The organism is uncultured Coprobacter sp. (assembly GCF_947855755.1).
Taxonomy (GTDB): domain Bacteria; phylum Bacteroidota; class Bacteroidia; order Bacteroidales; family Coprobacteraceae; genus Coprobacter.
The window spans coordinates 42,427-59,508 of record NZ_CANUAR010000026.1; the positions used below are offsets into that span (position 1 = coordinate 42,427).

At 37.3% G+C, this 17,082-nt stretch carries 14 protein-coding genes; 8 read left to right on the top strand and 6 right to left on the bottom strand.

Annotated features, from left to right (window positions below):
- The 7 genes from Q0093_RS12405 (at window position 1) to Q0093_RS12435 (ending at window position 10,343) form a co-directional block, all read left to right on the top strand.
- The gene (locus Q0093_RS12405; protein ID WP_297930939.1) at window positions 1-1,755 is read left to right on the top strand and encodes a hypothetical protein; all 1,755 of its coding nucleotides are present in this window, start codon (window positions 1-3) and stop codon (window positions 1,753-1,755) included.
- Window positions 1,756-1,767: 12 nt separating this feature from the next.
- Window positions 1,768-3,294: a sulfatase gene (locus Q0093_RS12410; protein WP_297930941.1), complete on the top strand. Its 1,527-nt coding sequence runs from the start codon at window positions 1,768-1,770 to the stop codon at window positions 3,292-3,294.
- Between the two features lie 19 nt (window positions 3,295-3,313).
- Window positions 3,314-4,426, top strand: coding sequence for a glycoside hydrolase family 88 protein (locus Q0093_RS12415; protein WP_297930943.1), 1,113 nt, complete (start codon window positions 3,314-3,316; stop codon window positions 4,424-4,426).
- Entirely contained in the window at window positions 4,423-6,369 is a 1,947-nt protein-coding gene (locus Q0093_RS12420; RefSeq protein WP_297930945.1) for a hypothetical protein, read from the top strand. The genes Q0093_RS12415 and Q0093_RS12420 overlap by 4 nt, the downstream gene beginning before the upstream one ends.
- Before the next feature lie 11 nt (window positions 6,370-6,380).
- Entirely contained in the window at window positions 6,381-8,120 is a 1,740-nt protein-coding gene (locus Q0093_RS12425) for a class I mannose-6-phosphate isomerase (protein ID WP_297930948.1), read from the top strand.
- A 10-nt stretch (window positions 8,121-8,130) separates the two neighbouring features.
- Window positions 8,131-9,234: an ROK family protein gene (locus tag Q0093_RS12430; RefSeq protein WP_297930951.1), complete on the top strand. Its 1,104-nt coding sequence runs from the start codon at window positions 8,131-8,133 to the stop codon at window positions 9,232-9,234.
- A gap of 104 nt (window positions 9,235-9,338) precedes the next feature.
- Entirely contained in the window at window positions 9,339-10,343 is a 1,005-nt protein-coding gene (locus Q0093_RS12435) for a 2-hydroxyacid dehydrogenase (protein ID WP_297930953.1), read from the top strand.
- 9 nt (window positions 10,344-10,352) lie between these two features.
- Here Q0093_RS12435 and Q0093_RS12440 read toward each other — a convergent pair whose 3' ends face one another.
- From Q0093_RS12440 to Q0093_RS12450, 3 genes are all read right to left on the bottom strand, one after another.
- Entirely contained in the window at window positions 10,353-10,817 is a 465-nt protein-coding gene (locus tag Q0093_RS12440) for a TspO/MBR family protein (protein ID WP_297930956.1), read from the bottom strand.
- Window positions 10,818-10,889: 72 nt separating this feature from the next.
- Window positions 10,890-11,552 (bottom strand): uracil-DNA glycosylase, encoded by a 663-nt coding sequence (gene ung / locus Q0093_RS12445; protein WP_297930959.1) that lies wholly within the window; start codon window positions 11,550-11,552, stop codon window positions 10,890-10,892.
- A gap of 235 nt (window positions 11,553-11,787) precedes the next feature.
- Complete coding sequence (locus Q0093_RS12450; protein WP_297930961.1) at window positions 11,788-12,861, bottom strand: choloylglycine hydrolase family protein; 1,074 nt, start codon at window positions 12,859-12,861, stop codon at window positions 11,788-11,790.
- Between the two features lie 248 nt (window positions 12,862-13,109).
- Between Q0093_RS12450 and Q0093_RS12455 the strand changes: the two genes are divergently transcribed.
- Window positions 13,110-15,389 carry an outer membrane beta-barrel family protein gene (locus Q0093_RS12455; RefSeq protein ID WP_297930963.1) on the top strand — a complete coding sequence of 760 codons (2,280 nt, stop codon included), beginning with the start codon at window positions 13,110-13,112 and terminating at the stop codon, window positions 15,387-15,389.
- Window positions 15,390-15,890: 501 nt separating this feature from the next.
- Here the strand turns inward: Q0093_RS12455 and Q0093_RS12460 are convergent.
- From Q0093_RS12460 to Q0093_RS12470, 3 genes are all read right to left on the bottom strand, one after another.
- A complete protein-coding gene (locus tag Q0093_RS12460) occupies window positions 15,891-16,187 on the bottom strand; it encodes a helix-turn-helix domain-containing protein (protein WP_297930966.1) in 297 nt (98 codons plus the stop codon).
- Window positions 16,165-16,473: a helix-turn-helix domain-containing protein gene (locus Q0093_RS12465; RefSeq protein ID WP_057279965.1), complete on the bottom strand. Its 309-nt coding sequence runs from the start codon at window positions 16,471-16,473 to the stop codon at window positions 16,165-16,167. The genes Q0093_RS12460 and Q0093_RS12465 overlap by 23 nt, the downstream gene beginning before the upstream one ends.
- Before the next feature lie 92 nt (window positions 16,474-16,565).
- A complete protein-coding gene (locus tag Q0093_RS12470; protein ID WP_297930972.1) occupies window positions 16,566-16,832 on the bottom strand; it encodes a hypothetical protein in 267 nt (88 codons plus the stop codon).
- Window positions 16,833-17,082: the final 250 nt, after the last annotated feature.

A 17,082-nucleotide genomic window follows, 5' to 3' on the forward strand; every position in this document is an offset into this window, starting at 1 on the left:
ATGAATAGGTTAAGTGCTTGTATTGTAATGAGCATAGGTTTGTTCTTTGGGGGAATAAACGGAGTGTCGTATGCTCAAATAAAGAGTGTGAAAGAGTCTTGTATAGCATCGTTTCGGATGCCGTTACCTCCTCCCGGTTTTAAACCGAAACTGGAGGATTTGAATGGTGACGGGAAGCCGGAAGCTATCTATTCTATGACAGGTGATAGTGTTCCTATTCTTTGGATCGATGATGACCGAGATATGAAATGGACGGACATCGAAGGCGATATGGATAATGACTGTTTGTTGATAGACCGAAATAAAGATGGCATATATGGCGGTGACGGAGATTTGGTAATCGATTGGGTTGATAGCGATAATGATGGAAAAGCCGATCTGCAGATTGTGATGGATTATCCGGCCGTGCATGCTACGGAAGTATGGCCGAATGGGCATGTGATGATTTTGTTAGATACGGATAAAGACAATATTTTTAATTATATTGATTGGAATACTTATCAAATAAAAAGCTGGAATAAAAGCGGACGAGCAGCGTTCTATACGGATTATAGCGGACAATCTGCATTTACCAAAATGCATGTGGCTACCTATAATATGGGGGATTTAAGACTTAATTGGGAGAATCCCTTTTTGTTTTATGATCCGGATAAAGATGGCCTTTCGGAGATTGCCGTTCGTTTGTTGGATTCCCCGAGTACTAAGGATGAGAAAGCGTCTTGGAATGATTATGTAAATATGCAGTTGGAAGGAGTAATCGATTGGGTGTCCATTTCTGTAGATTTGGATAATGATAATGCTCCGGGAAATGATTTCGATTTCGATTTTACTTTAGGTCTTCGAGGAGGCGGATTTGATTATATGGATCAGGTTCATGTATTTAAGAATATGAGAGGTTTGCCCGAAGCTGATAAATTTTTTATGGATCCGCGTTGGCGTCAAATGGATGAATTGATTTATCCTGATCATAAAAATGCATTCGATCTGATTTTCAATAGAGGAAAATGGGAAAGCGCTCATTTCGTTTATGATGAAGATGATGATTGTCATCGTTGGGAGCGTGTTGAGTTTTATGAAGCCCGTGATCCTTTCAAGGTAGGGGCGGGAAATGGAGGATTAGACCATAATACACAGGCTGATGCGGCCGGAGACCGAGGGGAATGGGATATGGACTGTTCGGGAAAAGGTAATTTATATATTAGTCCTTTAGATGGTCGTTTACATTTATATGGAGCTGAATGGGGGTGTTGGCGTGTAGATCAGAATACTGAATACTATCAGGGTTGGGATCGTCTTTGGATCAATAAAAATCCTAAAAAGTTTGCAACAGTGAAATATACGGATAAAGACGGAAACGGTTTCTTGGACTACGTAGAATACGATATGGATGGTGATGGAAAGTTCGAGACAGTATTTGATTTGGAAGCTTTAGGGATTGATGATAGCGCTAAGTTGATCGATGTTTCGTCGTTTACATACAGAGATTATACTAAAATGATGAAACGTATATCGGATGGAATATGGGACCGTGCACAAACAGCAGTGCGTGTAGCGCACAAATACGGCTTGAATACCTCTTGGTATGCATGGTGGATAGAGGCACTTTCGTTGCGGGAAAAATATCATCGCGGATATTGGCTACAATATTATCTGTTTCAAGATTTGATGAATTACGGTCTTCGCATAGGAGATAAAGATTTGCAACAAAAATTGGTTGTTGCTTATTGTAGCGGGAATTGGAAAAGCTTGCTTTAAAAATCTGGTTTTATGAAATATCCGGTTACTTTTTCGACGTTATTTCCGGTGGCGGGATTGTTTTCTTTCTCGCTTCCGGTACAAGCCCAGACTCGTTCCAATGTCGTGTTCATAGTTGTAGATGATTATGGATGGGCAGATGTCGGGTATAATGGAAGCCGTTTTTATGAAACTCCCAATATCGACAAACTTGCTGCAGACGGAGTGATTTTTACGGACGGATATGCCGCAGCTCCGGTAAGTTCTCCTGCAAGGATAAGTATAATGACAGGCAAGAATCCCGCACGAACGGGGATCACCGATTGGATTCCGGGTTATCAATATGGCCTGGATAAACAGAAATTGAGCAAATATAAAATGTTGTCTCCTGAGATGCCCTTGAATATGCCGCTTGAGGAAGTTACTATCGGAGAAGCATTGAAGGAACAAGGATATAAAACATTTTATGTCGGGAAATGGCATTGTGCGGAAGATTCTTTGTTCTATCCCCAATATCAAGGTTTTGATGTGAATATCGGAGGATGGTTAATGGGAAAAGCTAACGGGGATGTCCGGAAAAAAGGAGGACGGGGAGCATATTTCTCTCCCTATCATAATCCGATGTTATCGGACGGTCCGGACGGAGAGTACCTTACGGATCGTTTAGGAGATGAATGTTTGAAACTTATAGATTCGGCAGGAAAATCACCTTTCTTTCTTTTCTTGTCGTTTTATGCGGTGCATACTCCGATAGAGGCGAAACCTGAGGTTACGAAATATTTCGAGAAGAAGGCTCGAGAAATGGGTTTGGATACGATCTCACCTTTTACGACAAATAAAGATTGGATACAGAATACTCCATATAGAGCTTGGCATTGGAAAGAACGTACGATACAGAGTGATGCCGAATATGCTGCATTGATATGGAGTATGGATGAAAATGTGGGGAAAGTGTTAGATTATTTAAAAGAAGAGGGCTTATATGATAATACGGTCGTTTGTTTAGTTTCTGACAATGGTGGTTTATCTACTGCTGAAGGTTCTCCGACTTGTAATTTCCCGTTGCGTGGAGGGAAAGGCTGGTTGTATGAAGGAGGGGTACGAGTTCCCTATATTATTAAGTCTCCTTATATGAAAGGTTCGACTGGGATTTGTAGGACTCCTGTTTCTTCTACGGATTTTTATCCTACTATACTGGAGCTTACCGGAGCGACTTTGAAACCTTACCAGCATAAAGATGGAGTAAGTCTTGTACCTTTATTGAAAGGGGATACGATCTTTGACCGGGGAGCTATTTATTTTCATTATCCGCATTATGGAGGTAAAGGCGATTCTCCGGCAGGAGCTATACGTAAAGGAGATTATAAGTTAATATGGTTTTATGAGGATAATCATATAGAATTATATAATCTTGAAAGAGATATTTCTGAGAAAGAAAATCTGGCGGAAATACAAAAGGAGAGAGCTTTGTCTTTACAGAAAGAGTTACGAGAATGGTTGTGTTCATCTGGAGCAAAAATGCCTGTATATAATCCGGATTATAAGGAAATAAAATATTGAAATGAAATATAATTGAGTTATGAGACTGAGATATGTATGCTTATTATTCTGCATCTTTTTTGTAGGGTATATGAAAGCCGGAAATACGGAAATTTCTCCTGATTCATTGATGAGTGTAATGAAGCGTGTTGCCGATTGGCAAATAGCGGATTATCCTCGTCATTTGGATAAATGGACACATACTCCTGTAATGTGGACTAACGGAGTAATGTATATCGGAATGGCGGAATGGGCTTCATTGTGGAAAGACGATTCTTATTTTGAATGGTTGAAGAAAATTGCCGCAAAAGAACGGTGGCATCCGGCAAAGGGTATGTATTTTGCCGATGATATTTGTGTATCGCAGCTTTATTGTCAATTGTATGAAAAATATAAAGATCCGGTGATGCTTCAACCGACGGAAGCTCGTTTGGAGTGGGTCATGAATCATCCTTCGGAAGCTGAACTTATTTATGAAGCACCTCATTCCCATGATCGCTGGTGCTGGTGCGATGCTTTGTTTATGGCTCCTACCGTGTATGCTCGGATGGGAAAGATCACTGGAGATATGCGGTATTGGAACTTTATGGAAAAGGAGTTTTGGAAAACGGTAGAACTTTTGTATGACCGAGAGGAAAACCTTTTTTATAGAGATACTCGCTATTTGTCGATGCGGGAAAAGAATGGCGCTCCGGTTTTTTGGGGACGAGGCAACGGCTGGGTGGCAGGAGCTTTAGCTGTAATTATAGATCAGTTACCTGAAAATTATCCGACACGATTAAAATATATAACTTTATACCGACAACTTATGAAACGAGTTGCCGGTTTACAAGATGATGAGGGGTATTGGCATGCCAGTATGCTTGATACAGAAACATATCGAATGCCAGAAACAAGTTCTACGGCTTTTTTTGTATATAGTTTGGCTTGGGGGCTTCGTCGTGGATATTTGTCTGAAAAGAAATTTCTTCCTGTGATGGAAAAAGGGTGGAATGCTCTTGTGCGGGCGGTGCATCCGGATGGGAAATTAGGTTGGGTACAAGCCATCGGATCTGATCCTCAAAGAGTATCGGCAGATATGACAGAAGTATATGGTACAGGAGCTTTTTTGCTGGCGGGTACTGAAATTTATAGAATGGTTACAGAGAGATGAAGCGATATTTATTTTTGTTATTGTTCATTATCGGAATTTCCGGAATATCTGCTCGGACTGTAATCCGGATAGACGGAAGAAGTCCCGGATTGAAATTTGAAGGTATTGGTGCTGTAAGTGCTGGGGCTTCATCTCGATTGCTTATCGATTATCCCGAACCGTATAGGTCTGATATATTGGATTTTTTGTTTAAACCTTATTTCGGAGCTTCATTGCAACATTTTAAATTTGAGTTGGGAGGAGATGTAAATTCTACTTGCGGAACAGAGCCCTCTCATGCTCGTACTCGACAGGAGATGATGAACCCGATTCGACTTTATTTTGAGAGGGGGTATGAATGGTGGTTGGCACGAGAGGCTTTGAAAAGAAACCGAAATATGTTTTTCGATATATTGCAGTGGGGAGCTCCGGGTTGGTTTGACGAAGGTTTTTATTCTAAAGATAATGCAGAGTATTTGGCGTCGTATATAAAGGGAATGAAGCGTTATCATAATATCGATATAGCTTATTGCGGATTGTGGAATGAAAAACATATACCTGATTTATCCCGTAATTATGCCGTAAATATTTTACGTCCGGTTTTAGTTAAAAATAGGTTGGAAAAAGTAAAGATAGTCGGTAATGATATGTATTGTTCTTCACCTAAACATCATGAGCCGTGGAGTTATGCGAGAGAGTTGTTGAATGATTCGATTCTGAAAGAAAATATAGATATCCTGGGATATCATTATTTGAATGTCGATGCTACACAGGACGTGAAATTATTAGATATGCCTGTTTGGGAAAGTGAAGCATCTATTTTGTCGGGAAATTGGGAAGATGCTCATATTTTTGCACAGAATACGAATCGAAACTATATTCGGAGTCGTGCGGTCAAAACATTGATATGGTGTCCTGTGAATGCATATTTCCCGAATGTGAGTTGGAATGGAGTAGGAGCTATGGAAGCCTGTATGCCATGGTGCGGTTATTATGATGTGCGTCCGGCTATTTGGGCGATAGCTCATACGACGCAGTTTGCTGATCCGGGATGGCGTTATTTAGATGATGCTTGTGGTGAAACTGGTACGGGATTGTCCTATGTTACTTTAAAGCATCCGAGAAAAGAGTTGTATAGCATGATCATTGTAACAGGAAATAGATCGGATACTCTTGTTTTGGATGTTTCTCTTATTGGTTTAACAGAATTTTGTTTATGGAAAAGCGATGAAAAAGATCAGTTTATCCGGCAGACATCTGTCCCTGTCAAGGACGGACGCTTAATTTTGAACCTTGCACCGGATGCTATTTATTCATTGACAAATACGGTAGGGCAAAAGAAAGGAAAGTCAATTCATCCTATTCCTGCAAAGTCGGAATTTCCTGCATATTATACGGAGGATTTTGAATCGTATGAGAGAAGTTATGTTACTCCGCGCTGGTTATCCGATCAGGGAGGAGCTTTTGAGGTTGTGAAGTTGCCGGATGGCAACCGGGTATTGCAACAACAGATTACAGATTCGTTGATTTGTTGGGATCCTTGGGGAAAGAACGATCCGGAGCCTTATACGCAGGCCGGATCGTCGAATGGTAGTAATTATGTAGTGTCTGCCGATTTTAGAATCGGAGAGCAAGGGTGTGCTCGGATTTTCGGAGTAGTGTCATGGTTCGAAAGCAATACAGCTCCGCACGGCATTGGGTTAGAGATAACACATAGTGGGGAGTGGAAATTATCGATAAATCAAAAAGTCATAAAAGAGGGGGTTGTAGAAATTGATTCTTCTGCATGGAATCATTTTGTTTTGGAATGTGGAATCTCTGAAGTCAGAGCTATAGTCAATAATTGTATATTGGCCGATATCCCGGCTGATCGTAATTATGTAAAAGGTTTTTTTGGAGTAGGATCTGATTGGAATAAAGTATGTTTTGATAATTTGCAGGTAAGGCCATTAAATGTGAACTGAATTTATTTATTATGAGAAAATCAAATTATGATAAATTCCCGGTAACAAATATAACGGGAGAGATATGGGTAGGAATAGAGGATATAATTTCGCAATTGCAGCGTGAAATTGTAAAAAAAGATTTTATATTAGTTGTGGATTGTTATGTCGGAGTTTCCTTGGATAAGTTGTATGAATGTTTGGTAAATCTGCATCCTGATTTGTGTATAAATACGGAATGTCTGATGAAACCGGAAAATGAAGTTCGCGATATGACTTATCCGTATGTGACTGATGACGAATTGTTCGGATATAGAACAAGATTAAATATTTCCGATTTTTTTGATCATGAAAAAGTTTCATCTTTCCGTAAACGAATTTCTTCTGAAAAAGGCATAAAAATTATTCTGGGGAGTGGAGCTTCTTGGGTTTGCCCTGATGCAGATTTGTTGGTATATGGAGATATTGCACGTTGGGAGTTGCAACAGCGTTTTCGTCGTCATGAAATAAAAGCGTTAGGTGTGGATGTCCGAAACGAATCACCAGCCCGGCAATACAAGCGTGGGTATTTTTGTGATTGGCAGGTGTGTGATACTCTTAAAAAAAGTATATATGAGAAAGTCTGCTATTGGTTGGATATGAATATTCCACTGACTCCTAAGATGATAAGTAAAGATACTTTTATGCGGGGACTTGCCAAGACGATTGAGGGACCTTTCAGAGTTGTTCCGTTTTTTGATCCGGCCCCTTGGGGAGGTCGGTGGATGAAGGATGTTTGTGATTTAGATAAAAATGCCGATAATTTCGGTTGGTGTTTCGATTGTGTCCCGGAAGAGAATAGCTTGATGTTGCGAGTAAATGGTGTCGATTTTGAAATGCCTTCGGTGAATTTAGTTTATTTGAAAACCGCCGAATTGCTTGGAGAACCGGTTGAAGCTCGTTTCGGACAGGATTTTCCGATACGGTTTGATTTCTTAGATACTATAGGTGGGGGGAATCTCAGTTTACAAGTGCATCCGACAACTCAATATATACGGGATAGATTTAATATTCCTTATACTCAGGATGAAAGCTATTATTTGCTTGATGCCGAAGAGGGGGCATCTGTTTTTTTAGGAGTAAAAACGAATGTCGATAAAGAAAGCATGTTAGCTGATTTAAGAAGCGCCCAATCTGGAGAAACGATTTTTGATCCGCAACCCTATGTCAATTGTTTTCCGGCATTCAAACACGATCATTTTTTGATACCGGGAGGGACAGTACATTGTTCCGGAGCTGGAGCAATGGTTTTGGAGATAAGTTCTACCCCGAGTATATTTACTTTTAAACTGTGGGATTGGAAACGGTTAGGTTTGGATGGTAAACCTCGGCCGATAAATGTGGAACATGGTAGTCATGTAATAAATTGGAAAAGAGACACGGAATATGCTTTGAAATATCTGGTGAATTGTGTGGAGGTTGTTGCGGAGGGTGACGGATGGATAGAGGAAAAGACCGGACTGCATCCAAATGAATTTATTGAAACCCGTCGGCATTGGTTTGAAAGAACGGTAACACATTATACAAGGAATAGTGTCAACGTTTTGAATTTGGTGGAAGGAGATGAGGTTATTATAGAGAGTCCTGATGAACGATTTGAACCGTTTGTGCTTCATTATGCAGAAACGGTCATTGTCCCGGATTCGGTCGGAACATACACGATAACGCCTTATGGTACAGCTTCGGGAAAACGTTGTGCTACTATAAAAGCTTTTGTTCGGTTAAATGCTTAAATGAAACAGTATGGGATATGTAAATGATAATAGAATAGTAATGACATTGGATGCCGGAGGAACGAATTTTGTTTTTTCGGCGATACAGGCCGGTGAGGAAATAATAGAACCTTTTTCTGTTTCGTCTTGTAGTTATGACCTGAAGTCATGCTTGAACAGTCTGTTAGGCGGTTTCCGAAAAGTATGCTCTTTGTTGCCTCAAGATCCGGTTGCAATCAGTTTTGCTTTTCCCGGTCCTGCAGATTATGAAAATGGAGTAATCGGAGATTTGCCGAATTTCCCTTCTTTCAGGGGTGGTGTAGCCATAAAAGCTTTTCTTGAAGAAAAGTTTTGTATACCGGTGTATATTAACAACGATGGAAACTTGTTTGCATATGGAGAAGCACTTGCTGGAGCATTGCCTTATGTAAATAGTTGTTTGGAGTCTGTGGGGAGTAACCGGCGTTATAAAAATTTATTAGGTATTACTTTCGGTACGGGGTTTGGAGCAGGAGTTGTGATAGATAAGGTCTTGTTACCGGGAGATAACGGTTGCGGTGGTGATGTATGGCTTGTTCGTAATGGTTATTATCCGAATATGATAGCGGAAGAGAGTGTCAGTGTTCGTGCTGTAAAACGAGTGTATGAGCGGTTTGCCGGATTAGAGAGTTCAGATTTGACTCCAAAAGATATTTTTGAAATAGCGGATGGAAAGATGGGTGGTAATAAAAATGCCGCAGTGAAAAGTTTTCAGGAATTTGGCAAAGTTGCAGGAATGACTATTGCCGGAGCTTTGAATATAGTGGACGGAATTGTCGTTTTGGGAGGAGGAATTACAGGGGCGGCAAAGTATTTTATGCCATCTTTGTTGGAGGAGTTGCGAGGAAATCTTTTCTCTTTTTCCGGAGATAGTTTTCCTGTTTTACAAATGGATATTTTTGATCTTTCGAACAAGCGAGAATTCGATTCTTTTTTATCGGATGAAGATGAACTTATAAAAGTTCCTGATTCGGATAGATATATTCCATATCGCAAAGTTAAGAAAACAGGGATACTTGTGTCATCCTTAGGGACTAGTAAAGCTATTGCATTAGGAGCATATACATTTGCTCTGACACAACTTGACAAGAGTTAATATATCTGTTTGCATAATTTAGTAGGATATAAAAAGGTGCTTTGGAAATAGTTTCTATCTTTACAAATAGAAAGCTGTAATGAACCTTTTATATAGTATATTTTATGTCATCAATCGTTTTTTTCGGGGCAAAACCCTATGATATAGCATCATTTGATGCGGCAAATAAAGATTTCGGATTCGAAATTAAATATTATAAAGGAAACCTTAATCGGGATAATTTGGTATTGGCGAAAGGTGTCGATGTCGTTTGTATTTTTGTAAATGACAATGCTGATGCTGAAGTAATCAAAGCTTTATCTGAGAATGGAACTAAATTGTTAGCTTTGCGATGTGCCGGATATAATAATGTTGATTTGAAAGCTGCTCGGGAATATGGAATGAAGGTTGTGAGAGTTCCGGCCTATTCTCCTCATGCCGTAGCTGAATATACATTGGCTTTGATGCTTACCTTGAACCGAAAAATACATCGGGCTTCATGGCGTACGCGTGACGGTAATTTTTCTTTGCACGGATTAATGGGCTTCGATATGTATAATAAGACTGCCGGGATTATCGGTACAGGAAAAATAGCCAGAATTTTGATCCGTATTTTAAGAGGATTCGGTATGAATGTTTTGGGGTATGATTTATATCCGGACAAAAAGTTTGCTGATGAGGTAGGAATGACCTATACTTCGTTGGATGAGCTGTATGCTGATTCGGATATAATCTCATTGCATTGTCCTCTTACTCCGGAAACTGATCACATGATTGATAAGAATGCCATATCTAAGATGAAAAAGGGAGTTATGGTTATTAATACTGGGCGAGGTCGTTTGATCGATACGAATGATTTGATAGATGGGTTGAAAGAAAAAATTATTGGCTCTGCCGCATTGGATGTATATGAAGAAGAGAGTAATTATTTCTATATGGATCGTTCGGATTATATTATTGATGATGATGTGCTTGCCCGACTACTTTCATTTAATAATGTTATCGTGACTTCTCATCAAGCTTTCTTTACTCAAGAGGCGATGGCAAATATTGCAAACACGACATTGCAGAATATTCGTGATTTTCGGAGTGGATCTGAGCTACAGAATGAAGTTAAAACCGGATTTTAATGTCCGGTTTTAATTATACACCAAGATATAAAGATTCAGATAAGTTGCATAAGCTACCCATAGTATATACGGAATGAATAAAACAGAGCTGATTTTATTTATTCCGTAACTTTTTACACTGTACACAATTATTAAAAATTCGAGTAGAATAATATTTATTAATCCGAGTAAAGGATTTTGCATATAGAAGAAAAAAATGCTCCATGTAAAATTAAAGATTAATTGTAGGATAAAGAGTCGTATTAAAGATTTTTGTCCGGAGTGAGCAGAATTGAGTATAAGACCTATGGAGATACCCATGCATAAATAAAGTATAGTCCATGCAATCGGAAAGGCTACATTAGGAGGAGTCAGGCTCGGTTTATTTAAATAAGGATACCAATTTAAAATAGAATTTTCCTGAATGCGTCCGGCTATGAATCCAATTAGGAAACAAGTCAGAATAGGTATGATAAATCTGTAAGCTTTTTTCATATATCGATAGAATTTATTGATATAATAACATTTGTCCATATCCTTTTGTTTAATAAGGTTAGATATGGAAAATTACCATTCGATTTCAGATATTCCTTTACTTTTAAAATATTTATTGGCCTTACTAAAATGTTTACATCCGAAAAATCCTCGATCTGCAGATAAAGGAGAGGGATGTGCAGCCGTTAGGACACAGTGTCGGTTACGGTCGATAAATGCTCCTTTTTTCTGTGCGTAAGAGCCCCAAAGCATAAAAACGATATTTTCTTTTTCGTCGTTTAGTGTTTTGATGACTGCATCGGTAAATTCTTCCCAGCCTTTTCCTTTGTGTGATCCGGCCTGATGAGCTCTGACTGTTAGAATCGCATTAATGAGTAATACTCCTTGATTAGCCCACCGCTCTAAACGTCCAGATTTAGGCATGGGTTTGCCTAAATCGTTCTCGATTTCTTTGAATATATTAAGAAGAGATGGAGGAAACGGAACTCCGTCAAGTACGGAAAAACAGAGCCCGTAATATTGTCCCGGTTCATGATATGGATCTTGGCCGATGATGACTACCTTTACTTTGTCGAAAGGGCAGGTGTTAAATGCGTGAAAGATAAATTTTCCCGGGGGATAAATAGTATGTTTGGAATATTCTTCTTTTACAAAATTTGTCAGATTATAGAAATATGGTTTGTCGAATTCCGGTTGTAGTCGTCTTTTCCAACTGTCTTCTATATTTACTTCCATGATATATTCGGTGTTTTTGAAATCAGGTTTTAAATATAGCCAAATTCGAGATATATTTAAAAATTATTATATGTAAATCTGTTCTAATAATTGTGTCATATAAATTCAAAAAATTGGTTTTCAGTATTATTGGAAAAATAGTCCTTTAAAAGGACTGGTTCAATTGTTGAGAGGGTAATAAGAAAGCGAATATGTTGTTAATATATCCGCTTTCTTATTACTTTATAATTGAGATTTATTTGAATCGTAGATTTTCAATGGGTTGTTTAAGGGTTTGATCTAATGGGTGCGATTGGTAAGATATTGTATTGAAATTTATATCTTTAAGATCAATACAGCGAATATTGTTATTGTAAGCGGTTTTGTAATATACTTTCTTTTGTGTCAGGTCGATAGCGGAAGTCCATTGTGTTGCACTGGGAATGTCCGGAGCTTTTCCTGGTGCAAATTCAACACCGATAGGGATATCGAAGTTATTAAGGATGTGAAAACATTGTAGTATCGTTTCGTCTGATGTATTTTGCTGGGGAGCTGTAGCTTTGTAAAAAGCTATTCTGATGAAACGAGAAGGGGGAGTGATGTCTCCGGGAAGACCTAAAAAACCTGATCCTGCACCGAACGGAAATATCGTGACATTTCCGATCTTTTGAACAGGAGCATTACCCGGGAAAAGGTTGACGTAATTATTCAGATTGGTAACCTGCCATTTGAAATCAGGAGAGTTTGTCAATACACCCACTTGGTTTTCGTAAAAACAAGGTTTTCCGTTTTCAAATTCAAGCACGACTTGTCTGCCGGAAGCTTCTCCTATACGCCAATGTACAGTCGAAGATGCTCCCTCTTTATCTAAAGAAACGATCCGTACTTGTTCAATGGCTTTTTTTACTTCATCGATAGTCGAAAAATTGGATAATATCCATGAGACGAATTGTAAATCGGATAATGTTCGGCTGTTTTGTTTCTGGTCATATTCTGGATACTTTCCGTAATGAGGAAAATAAAATAGACCGGCTGATAAACCGGCTTCATTTAGACCTTCGGCAATAAATTCCTTTTGAATGATTGCAAGTCCGACTACGCCATATTTGGATTTAAATTTTAATCCGTTTATGCCCGTTGGAGTATATGATGTCTGATTTAGATTACGGGGTATAATTACATATTCACTTGGAAGAAAGCTGTCACCCCATTCGATGGTTCGAGCTTGTACGTATCCACCGTCTTTAGCAAAAAAAGAAATTCCTGTACAGGCGAGAGCAGATGAAAATCCGCCAAGGAATAATGCGATAGTTAGATATAATATTTTCATAATTCTTATGTGTTTATATATTAAAACAGTTATTTTGCTTATATGTTTGTGGAAATTGAAAAAATAAGGATGATATCCTGAATGTTGATAATTATACCGTATTTTTATCATTTTGAAAATTTACTTAGAAAAATAATAATTTTTTTCTAAGTAGTATATATTTTATACCTCTTTAATTTTAAAACATTCTTATAACTTTGTTTTTCATGTTTATTTATTATGATTTAAGTGCAATGTTGATATAAATAATGGTCAGAAGGTTAACTGTATTTTTATTATTTGTATTTGCTTTTATTAGGGTGATTGAAGCACAGTCGATTATTGGAACATTGGTGGATGATGGTACGCAACAACCGATAGAGGGGGCGACTATTCTTTTGCAAACGGCAGATTCTGTTTATATAGGAACGTCGGTGTCGGATACAAATGGAGTATTTATTTTAAATAATTATGCGAAAGAGTATTGTTTGGTAATACAGCATTTTTCGTACCAAACAAAACGGGCACTAAATAAAGGGATGATTGTGGATACTATTCGACTTGTTCCGAAAGATTATGTTTTAGATGAAATTGTAATAAAGTCGAGACGTCCTTTTGTAAGAGTTGAGAATGGACGTTTGGAGTATGATTTATCTGTTTTTCCGGGGAATAGAATGGCTAATAATGCCTATGAAGCATTAGTAAAACTTCCGGGAATACAGGAGAGCAGAGGTGTATTAACATTGGCCGGAACTGAAAAACTGACTGTAATCTTAAATGGAAAACCCTCAACAATGGATGTTGGGCAGATAGAGACTTTTTTACGTAATACTCCGGTGAATCGTGTAAAAAAAGTCGAGGTAATGTATAGTGCTCCTCCCGAGTATCATGTAAAAGGAGCAGTGTTAAATGTAGTCATGAAACGTTCTGATGATTATTTTTTTCAGGGAGAAATTTGTGGTGATTATAAAAATCAATATTTCAATAGCGGTGGAATGAATGGAAATTTTCGTTTATCTATATCTAAAGCGATTTTAGATGTGATGTATAGTGCGAGTAATAACAAAAGTATGGAATATATGGATCTCTATTCTAAGCATACTTTATTAGGGCAGATATATAATATTGAGCAGAATGAACAACTTCGTAGTAAATATTGGAATCATAATTTAAGAACTGCGTTTGAGTATGATTTTAGTGAGGAAAGTCATGTCAGTGTATCATATACAGGCAATTATGTCCCTTTCCGACATAATAATAGTTTGACAACCGGAAATTATCAAACTGGGAATGTAGATAAATATATAAATACGAGGATGCATAATGTGACGGTGCGATATAAATCAGAATTTGGCCTTGATATGGGAGGTGACTATACTTATTATCATTCTGACAATAATCAGAATTTGAGAGCGAATTTTCAGAATGGGGAACGAGGTTACTTTGACATGAAAAGCGGACAAGGAGTTGATCGGTATTCTATTTATGCAGATCAAAAGCATCGGTTAGCAAGAGATTGGAAATTTGGTTATGGTGCTTCTTTTCAATTTGTTAGAGATAAGGATTTTCAAATTTACAATCAGGTCGTGGGAGATATTTATACTCAAAATACGAGCTCTGATTTGAAAGAAACAACAACGAATTTTTATGTATCGATGAATAAGAAAAGTAAGACCGGAGCTTCATTTTCTGTTTCTGCTACGGGAGAGTATTATACGATAAGTAATTATCATAAATGGGCTATATACCCTCAAGCTTCATTTTCATATTCTAAAAGTTTGAGACATATGTTTCAATTATCCCTATCTACCAATAAAACTTATCCGAGTTATTGGAATATGCAATCTTCCGTTAACCATTTGAACGGATATACCGAATTGCATGGAACTCCGGGACTAAAGCCTATGACGACTTATAGTTTGAATGGAAATTATGTTTTGAAACAAAAATATATATTCGGCATGTTTTTCGTACACTCTTCGGATTATTTTACACAAACAGCTTATCAATCGACAAAACGTCTTGTATTGATTTACAAAAATACTAATTGGAATTATATGAGATTATGGGGTATGAATGTAATACTTCCATTCGAATCTGGAAATTGGCTGGATTCTCATCTTACTCTTACAACTATGCAAATGCGTCAACGTTGTGATAATTTTTTTGATATTCCTTTTGATCGAAAGAAGTGGGTATTTAATGCTGTGTTGGATAATACATTCAAAGTGAGTCGGAAACTATCTTTTGAATTAATAGGGAATGTGCAAACGCCGGTTATACAAGGAACATTTGATATTGGAATGTGTTATGATCTTACGATTGGGATGAAATGGAGTTTTGCGAAAAATAAAATCAATTTGTCAGTTCGTTGTAATGATATATTTAATACAGGAGTTCCGAAAATGAAAGTCCGATTTACAGGTCAATATTTAAATATGAATGGGGGGGATTATTCAAGATCTGCTACAATACATTTAGCATATCGTTTTGGAGGTTATAAGAAAAAAGAAATAAAGAGTGTCGATACTTCGAGATTCGGATTTTAAACATTTGAATGAAAAGTTATGTAATTGAACTAATCAAAATCTTTTTTAGTGTAAATATGAATAGATATAGGATGTAGAATATTTATTTTCCGAGTTTGATTATTGATAAATATAACATTATTTGATTTTGTAAGGAAGGAAAATGTTGTTGAAACAACGATAGAAATATTACGTATAAGTTAATATTTAAGTTATAATCTGAGTAAATTTAAAGTATAAAAAAGAGAATTACGACACTCGTAACTCTCTTTTTCCAGTGGTGCCACCAGGAATCGAATAATACTATTCAAAGTCCTAATTTGCAGTACTTTAATATCTTTGGAAAAATCCCCGAGCCACTGAATCAGCCATATGCCAAATTCACTAATTTTCGATAGATTCTTGTTAATCATTTTTTGACTTTACAAAGGTAAGTGTTCGGTTCTATTCCTCCAAATGTTTATATAATTATTTAGAGTGGTTACAAGTTATTTGTGTCGATTATTAATGATTTAAGAAATATCATTCAAATGCCAATACTTTGTTTCTTTCTAATATTTCTATAATATCCTGTTCTTTATACAGAATCTTTCCTCCTATTTTGTAATAGGGTAATTTACCATTCATTCTATATTCAATGAGTGTCCTTTTGGTTATTTTGAGAGCCTTTGATAATTCTTGTTCTGTAATATAACGGTGCCCGTCTAATATAGGTCTGTAGATTAAAGAATTTGCATCCAACATTTTGGATATACCTTCCATGGCTTCAATAAATCTTTTGACCTCATTACTATCCTTATTCAATACCATCTGTCCCATTTTCATTATTTATATGTGTTTTAAGGTTGTTCCTCATATAGTTTAGAATATCTTCTTTTTTATAATAAACCTTTCTGTCTATACGACTGAAAGGGATTAGCCCTTTCTGCCTTAGAGACAATAGTTTTCTGTCTGATATATTCATAAGAATACATACATCCTGGTTATCCAACCATTCACTCAACTCAGGTTTGGAAAAGTTCAGTCCTTTCATTTGTTTTTCTATTTTGAACAATATGTTGTTCATTTCCATAAATGTGCTGGCTTCTATGTTCACAATCTCCATAATCATTAGTTTAAGTGGTTGTTGCAAAAATAGAATAGAAGGTTGTGGAACACAAAAGACTATCATCAAAGTTCATAATATGACATCAGATATCATAGCGAAGCCACCGGACTATGCAGATCGGAGGGAGCTGAAATCCCTGTCTTATTTCGGGATTTGATAAGCAATCTATGTTTTGTTATTTGGGAAGGTGGATTTTTACAGTATTTGTGAGGCCATATATGGAATATAAGGATAGCCTCCTTTGGTTTACGGCTATGCGTCACGTCGGTCGCAGTTAATCCCTGTAATCTTTCCTTTAATTCTAATCCGTTTGCCGCCGCATTCTTTTTCAGGTGAATTTTCATGGCGATAGCCATAAAGAAAATTCTCCTGAAAAAAGGAATAAATGCGGCTGGCAAATCAGGATTGGGATTTATCTTTGATGGAAGGGATAACTATTAAAAATTTTGATTTTATTATATGTAAAACTATTCTTCTAGGTTGTATGACTTCAGGAAATTTTTATTGTTCTTACTTTTAGAGGTTTGTTATTATAAAATTAGTATACATATGCCCCATTATGAGAATGTGCCATTTAATGTGCCGGATAATTGGATTTGGACGACT